3 protein-coding genes are annotated in these 7,446 nt (G+C 53.1%); 2 read left to right on the forward strand and 1 reads right to left on the reverse strand.

Going from position 1 to position 7,446, the window contains the following annotated elements; all coding sequences use genetic code 11:
- Positions 1-115 precede the first annotated feature (115 nt).
- Positions 116-5,125 carry a GH32 C-terminal domain-containing protein gene (locus QZ305_RS09165; protein WP_294731473.1) on the reverse strand — a complete coding sequence of 1,670 codons (5,010 nt, stop codon included), beginning with the start codon at positions 5,123-5,125 and terminating at the stop codon, positions 116-118.
- A 608-nt stretch (positions 5,126-5,733) separates the two neighbouring features.
- On the opposite strand from QZ305_RS09165, the gene QZ305_RS09170 reads away from it, so the two are divergent.
- Together QZ305_RS09170 and QZ305_RS09175 are read left to right on the forward strand one after the other, a co-directional pair.
- The gene (locus QZ305_RS09170; RefSeq protein WP_294731474.1) at positions 5,734-6,774 is read left to right on the forward strand and encodes an EFR1 family ferrodoxin; all 1,041 of its coding nucleotides are present in this window, start codon (positions 5,734-5,736) and stop codon (positions 6,772-6,774) included.
- A 141-nt stretch (positions 6,775-6,915) separates the two neighbouring features.
- Complete coding sequence (locus QZ305_RS09175; RefSeq protein ID WP_294731475.1) at positions 6,916-7,200, forward strand: DUF1905 domain-containing protein; 285 nt, start codon at positions 6,916-6,918, stop codon at positions 7,198-7,200.
- Positions 7,201-7,446: the final 246 nt, after the last annotated feature.

The raw sequence follows: 7,446 nt of genomic DNA on the forward strand, positions 1-7,446 counted from the left end.
AGTGCTGTCACCACGAAAACAGGAGTCTGTGAAATCCAGACTCCTGTTTTGCTTGTTCTTGTGACTCAGGAAATCAGCGTCTCAGTTCCCTGTCCGCTTGGCTCCCTGTGCCGCATCAGTCCCGTTTCTTTTTCCAGATTACGGCGACGGCTGCAGCTGCGGCGGCCATCAGCCCGGTCCACAGACCTGCAGCTGTGAAGGCTGCGGTCTTCGATCCGGATGTCCGGGTTGTGCTGGTGGCAGGACGGGTGCCAGTGGTTGTGCCGCTCTGGGTGCCTGCTTTTGTCAGGCCCGCTTTGGCATCTGTCAGAGCCTTGAGTGCCTTGTCCACTTCATCCTGAGTCGCATTATCCCGTTCCAGAATGGCTTTGGCATCCTTCAGGGCACTCTGGAAGGCTTTCCAGCTGGCGTCCGTATAGCCGCTGGCTTTGATGCCTTCTGCTTCCTTCACGGTTTCTTCCAGTTTCGATTTATCCACTTCTTTCTGTACATCGTCTTTGAGCTTCAGTGCGTCTCTGGCAGTGGTCAGGGCTTTCAGAGCGGCATCCACATCTGCCTGAGCGGGATCTTCTGCCTTCAGGACATCCTGGGCTTTCGCCAGAGCTTCCTGGAATGCTGCCCAGGTCTCCGGGGTGTAGTCGGCTTCCTTCAGCGCTTTGGCTGCCTCCACAGCATTGGTCAGGGCGGTGAGGTCCGCTTTTTCCGGGGCCGGTTCTTCGGCTTTCTTCAGACCATCCCTGGCAGCTGCCAGTGCCCTGGCCGCGTTGTCCACCGTCTCCTGTGTGGCGGTCTCATTTGCCAGCACGGCTTTCGCGTCTGTCAGTGCCTTGTCAAAATCTTTCCAGCTGTCCGCTGTGTAATCCGTTTCTTTCAGTCCGGCTGCATCATCCACCGCCTGCTGCAGAGCGCCTTTGTCCACAGCCGGGGTGCTGTCTTTGATCGTGACAGTGGCTTTCACCGACGGTGCAGCAGCTGCTTTATCGTCCTTGGCATAGAGTGCCGGCAGATCCAGCGTTCCGGTGGCGGTATATACGCCCGGGGTGCCGAACTTCACATCGTCGGTGTTCCAGTTCACCGGCACGGTCAGAAGTGTTCCGTTGGTCAGCTTCACCGTCACAGCGGCAGGAATTTTTTCGTGACCATAGAAGTGCTCCAGGGTATGGGTGGTATCCAGTTCGATTTCAATGTCCTGCAGGGCCTGTTTTGTCAGATCGGCTTCCGGATCCACAGCAGCATCCGATGCCAGGGCAAAGTCGTTGAACAGTGCGTCGGCCCGGAAGGTGACATAGCCGGTGTATCCGCCATTGGGGCAGTCATTTGCAAAGTTTGCGGTGTGGCTGCCGATTTCCACGCCGCTGACCAGATACGTCAGCAGGCCGGAGTCTGCATCATAGGTCACTTCCAGATCGTAGGAGCCGTCTTCATTGGCAGGCACTTCAGACATTTTCTTCGATACGTACCAGTCCTGACCGCCGGTGTTCCGGAACATCTTGAAGATGCCGCCCTGATCCTTGGCGTCAATGTTGGCACAATACCACATGCCACCGGGGTTGTTCGGATCCCGGACACCGAAGACGATGCCGGCAGCCTGTCCTTTTTCCACCTTGATGTTCGAAGTCAGGGAGAAGGATTCGCCTGCGCTGATCCGGCTGTCATTGAGGTAGAAGCAGTCGCCGGTGCCTTCGTTTTTGCCATGCAGGCCCTGGTCGTCCACGTACCACTTGCCGGCTGTGGCTTTCCAGCCATCTGCATTGTTCGCAAAGTCCGGTGCTGCGGTACGGACGGTGATGTCCTTCGAGAGATCGCCGGCGCTGGCTGTGATCGTCCACTCGCCTTCTTCGGCGGAAACCAGCACGATCTTGCCGCCGGTTTCTTCCTTCACTTCCAGCGCTTCCGGAACCGTCCAGGTCACACCCTTGCCGGATTTGTCCGGATACAGCGTTGCCCGGACTGTGAATTCCTGGTTTTTTTCGGCATAGGAGGGTGCGCTGAGGTACAGCTGGCTGTCCTCGGTTTCCGCTTTGGAAGCACCGGAATACATGGATTTCATTTCCAGAATATCCAGCTTGTCAATGGTGACTTCATCTTCGGTGAAGAACTCCATGCCCAGGTTGGAGGTACCGGATACCAGCACCGTGGAGATGTTGGCTTCACCATAGTTGCCGAAGGCTTCCACCGCGCCCTGGTCAATGATCAGCCGCAGGTGGATTTTTCCGTCTGCATCCGGTTCCAGTGTCTGAGTGAAGTAGCCGGAGCCCCGGTGACCGCCAGCCGTGCGCAGATCCAGAGTCATTTTCTTCGTGGCTGGATCATAGGAGAACAGGATCTCGCCGTCAGATCCCTGGCGCAGGCGGAAGCCGAAGGCTTTCTTCGAGTTCGTCACATCGAACACGCCTTCCACGTCATAGGTGATGCCGCTGCAGCCTTCCAGAATGTTGCCATCCTGCGCCGTCACAGTTTTGTCTTCTGTCTGGTAGATCGGGTTGTCCATGTCCCGGAGCTGGTTGACTTCGTCCACCACATAAGACACGATCACATACTTGCCGTTGATCTTGCGCAGGGAGTAGGAATGCGGCAGAGACTGGACGCCGTCATAGCCCTTGCCATCCGCATTGATGGAGTCCTGCAGCCAGCTGACACCAATGGTCCGCTCGTCATCCGGGTTGTAGAAGGTCATGGTGGCGTACTTGCCGAAGCCGCCCCAGGGGTTTTCGTTGGATTCCACTTCCAGCTTGTCGCTGATGGCGGTCCACTTATAGACACCCTTGTCGTCCTTCTCCATTTTTCCCACCACGTAGAAGCCGGCGCTGCCGCCGTAGATCCAGAGGTCTTCTCCGGTCTCTTCATCTGTGGCCGGATACATCATCGGGCATTCGGAATGAATCTGACTGCCATCCTTGTAGGTCAGGTTCTGACTGCGGGTCCATTCCTTCAGGTCGGAAGAGACAAAGATCTGTGCCGCACCACCGGCAGTGACCATGTACCAGTGATCATCATCACCGGGTACCTGGAAGACTTTCGGATCCCGGAAGTCATATCCGGAAATGGAGTTTGTCTTGTCCAGAATGACGCCGCATTTGATCCAGGTCATGCCATGGTCTTTGGAGTAGGCCATGCCCTGCTGTTCCGCACCGTTGCCGTCATAGGTGAAGTAGGCAATCAGACGGGATTCTCCTTCCTTGTTGTCGGTGAAGAAGCCGGAGGTGTTGTTCCGGTCTTCAATGGCACTGCCGGAGTAGATCAGACCGTCGTCATCCCGCTGTATGGCCAGCGGGAGCTGTTCCCAGTTCACCAGGTCTTTGGAGCGGACATGGCCCCAGGCCTGCTTGCCGCCACCGTTTTTCTGGGGCTGATACTGATAGAACATGTGCCAGTAGCCGTCTGTGGAGTCATAGACCATGCCGTTGGGATCGTTCATGAAGTTGGTGATGGGCGTGACATGGAACTGAGGCCTGTACTCCTCTTTGGAAAGATCCTCATAGGAGATCCACTTGTTCACTGTAAAGAGATAGTCCTTCGCGAATCCCATGTCGTTGGTCACGGTGATATACAGGTTCATGAAGGAATCCCGGAAATCTTCGTCTGTCAGGTCAATGGTATCTGTGATGTCACCCAAATCCCGGATCAGCTTCATGTCCCGGTCATAGGCTCTCACGGTGATGGTACCCGTGCCTTCAGGTTTCAGGGAGAAGGAGGAAACGCCGCTTTCCACATCCAGACCGTAAATGGTGATCGCCGGATCAATGGCTTCCGTGATGTACGTACCCTCTGTCAGCAGCTTGAGACCGGTGAGCTTTGCCTCTTCCATGTCTGCCATGCTGTCCAGCACTTTGTAGGTCACGTCCTGATAGACCACGGTGGAATCCCAGGTGAGCAGACCCAGTCTGCCTTCATTGGGGTGCTGGGTGTCCTTCACGTTGATGATGCCAGTGCCGTTCACGAAGACGCGGATCTGGTCGTCCACCATCTGAATGGTGATTTTGTAGGATCCGTCCTCATTTTCCGGAACCGATGCCATGGGGGCAGAAGCCACGGTGGCGCCGGAGGGGAAAGAGAACAGCTTGAAGATGCCGGCGGAATAATCCGCATTGATGAAGTATCCGCCGTTTCTGGGGTTGTCTGTGCACCGGATGGCAATGGAGCCGGCACCCTTTTTCTCTTTGTTCGTGATCGTGGCGGAGAATTCCACGTTTTTGGCTACTGTATCCGAAATGGCGAAGTTGTCACCGCCACCGCTGGAGAACAGGCCTTCCTCGGTTTCTTTCCAGGTGCCCTGGAGGCCTTTCAGATTGGTGAGGTTGGTTCTGAACTGGGCTTCCGGCGCCTGAGTGCCGCTGAAGGAGATGTTGGAGACGATGGCTTCTGTCTGCCAGGTCAGAAGGCCGATGTAACCCCCGGCATACCGGGTTTTGAAATCTTTCTGGAAGGTCACAGGGATGGCAGTGCCGTTGACGGCGATGGAGAGTTCACCTGCATCTGATACGCTGACAGCAAGATGGGCTTTGGTACCGTCAACGGCTGTACCGGCATCGGTATAGGGGATGACGCCATCTCCCAGTCCGCCGGGGCCATCCTGGAACAGCTTGACGCGGAGGTTTCCGCCATCATTGCACAGTTCCAGACCGAAGAATGTGCCGTAGTTGCCAGGGTGGCTGGTTTCGGCACCAAACATAAGTGAAACGTTCTTTCCGTTGATGTATTCAATATCTGCCGCAAAGTCAAAGGCTTTGGCATTCAGCTGGGACAGGTTGTGGTTGTTGCCACCGGTGTTGGCCAGCTTGTAGCCGTTTTCCACCCGCTCGAAATTGCCGGTCAGTCCCTGCAGCCCGTCGTAGTCGGATTCTCTGGTTTTCTTTTCCTCTTCTTCCGGCTCGTCCTGTGCATCCGGTGTCGGGTTTGTGTCATCAGGCGTTTCTTCCGGCGCAGGTTCAGGATCTGCTTCCGGTTCTGCGGGAGCGGGGGTCTCTTCCGGTTCCGGGAGTGTTGCTGGTGCTTCCGTGGTTTCCGACTGGATTTCCGTGACTTCGGGTTCTGTCTCTTCCGCCAGAATCTGCATCGGGATGGATGAAAGCAGGCCGGAAACGCTCAGTGCCGCCGCGGCTGTGGTCTGAATCAGTTTTTTCATGTACTTCCCTCTCTCTGGATATATCTGACTGCTGTCAGGAGGCCGGAGAAACAAGATCAGGACTGTTTTTCCGGCTGGCAGTCTTCCCTTACAATATGGAGAATTGCAGCAGAAATGATGAGTGAGAAATGTCATATCTTACCATCATTTTGATGAATTCTCTGCCTTCATGTATCCGCTTACATGAATTATCACGCAAGGTTGGTGTCTGTATCAACATGAAATGATAGAACATTTAAAGACGGTGCCGAGACCAGAGAGAATGGATATCCGGCTGTATGTCATTTCCATCACTGCTGTTGAACAACCTGGATCTGTTCTGCCGTCAGAGAGGGTTTTGTATCAGATGAATCCCCTGCACATCACAAAGCAAAATCCAGTCAGCCGGGAAATGTCAGTTCAGTCTTCATTGAGTTTCAGGCTTCAACATGATATGTGTGAACTGCATGGACCGGTTGATTCCGGAAGAACAGGAGGGACTATGCGGCATACAAAAGATTCCTTTGAGAACCGGACAGAGAAACCGGATAACAGAAAACTGATTTGGATAGTCATTCTGCTTCTGATCCAGATGCTGCTGGTTTTCGAAGCCCTGGTCAGAAGGTGGAATGTCTCTGCCGCCTGCCTGTTCTATATTGCCCTGGCAGGTCACATCAGAAGGGCGCGACTGGACAGCAAATACAGGGCAGCAAAGCCACTGTTTTATGCGACAGGTTTCGTACTGGCTGTTCTGGCTTTCCTGTATCCTGACTGGTATCCTTATTCAGCTTATGTTTGCCTGGCATCGATTGCCTGCGCCCTATGGATGGTGGGTACGGCAGATCAATTGTGAAGAGCAGCCTCAGGAGGATCGGACTATGATTTTGTATTTCTCGGCAACCGGTAACAGCGAGTATGCGGCCCGGATGATTGCAGATGCAGTAGATGATGTTGTTGTGTCGCTGACTCCCAGACTCAAAACGAAGGATCATTCTCCGATTCACTCTGAAAAACCATGGATCATTGTGACGCCGACCTACGCCTGGAGAATCCCTGAAATTGTGACGGATTTGCTGAATGACACACCATTGACCGGAAACCGGCAGATGTATTTTGTTCTGACTCACACCTCCGGCTGCGGGAATGCCTCAGACTATGCCAGAAAACTTGCGGAAAAGAAGGGCATGGTGTTCATGGGATTGTCTTCCTTCAATATGCCTTCTGACCATATTACGATGTTTGAAACACCATCATCAGAAGAAGCAGAAAAGATCATTCAGGCCAGCACTTCCCCTCTGTCCCGGATTGCGCAATGCATACAATGTGGTGAAATGCTTCCTGCGCGGAACATTTCCATTGGCGACCGAATTGCCAGTACGGTGATCAATCCGCTGTTCTGTGCTTTCATGACCAGTTCCAGGGGCTTCCATGTGACGGACAAGTGCGTTGGCTGTGGTCTATGCGTCCAGTTGTGCCCCCTGAACAACATTGTTCTGGTGAACCAAAAGCCGCAGTGGTCTGACAGATGCACGCATTGCACTGCCTGCATCAATCACTGCCCGACTGCGGCTATTGAGTATGGGAGGAAAACAAAGGGAAGGCACAGATACGTCTTTCCGAAAGATGTGATGAGGAAGACAGAACAGGATCAGTCCATAGGTTTACGGTAAGGCAGTTTTCTGCAGAGTGGGTTTTGTACTAGCAGTTCTGGTTTTCAGTATTCTGACCGGCAGCCATATTTGGCTTATGCTTGTTTGAATTGACAGGTTTTGCTTTGCTGCTGGTGTGTAGAACAGTGCTGGAGGGTTTTCATGAATCAGAAAGTATACAAGTTTAAATCCATTATTCATTTCACACCGGAAAATGGCGGAGCCTATATTACGTTTCCCTATGATATCCGAAAGGAATTCGGCAAAGGGAGAGTAAAGGTCCATGCAACATTTGATGGGATTCCCTATGATGGAAGCATTGTCAATATGGGGGTAAAGAATCCTGATGGAAGCATTTGCTACATCATCGGGGTGCTGAAATCCATTCGTAATCAGCTGAACAAGTCTGATGGTGATGAGATCAGCGTTACTGTGTGTGAAAGATGATGGTGGAAAAGTGTCGGAAGTGAGTATTGAATAAGCGTTTATACGTCTGTGAAGGAACAATATTATAGAAAAACGCGGATCCATAGAGTTCACGTTTCGGCGCTCTAAATTTTGATGAGGTTCCGACTCTCACATCCAATTCATTTGGACGAGGAGTCTGGACCTAATTTTTGTTTTCAGGGTTATTCCCTTCTGGCCTCATTTCAATTTACAGGCCTGTCTGTCAGATCCGGATGTCCATCTTCT

It is taken from the genome of uncultured Faecalibaculum sp. (genome assembly GCF_910588395.1).
In the GTDB taxonomy this organism is placed as follows: Bacteria; Bacillota_I; Bacilli_A; order Erysipelotrichales; family Erysipelotrichaceae; genus Faecalibaculum.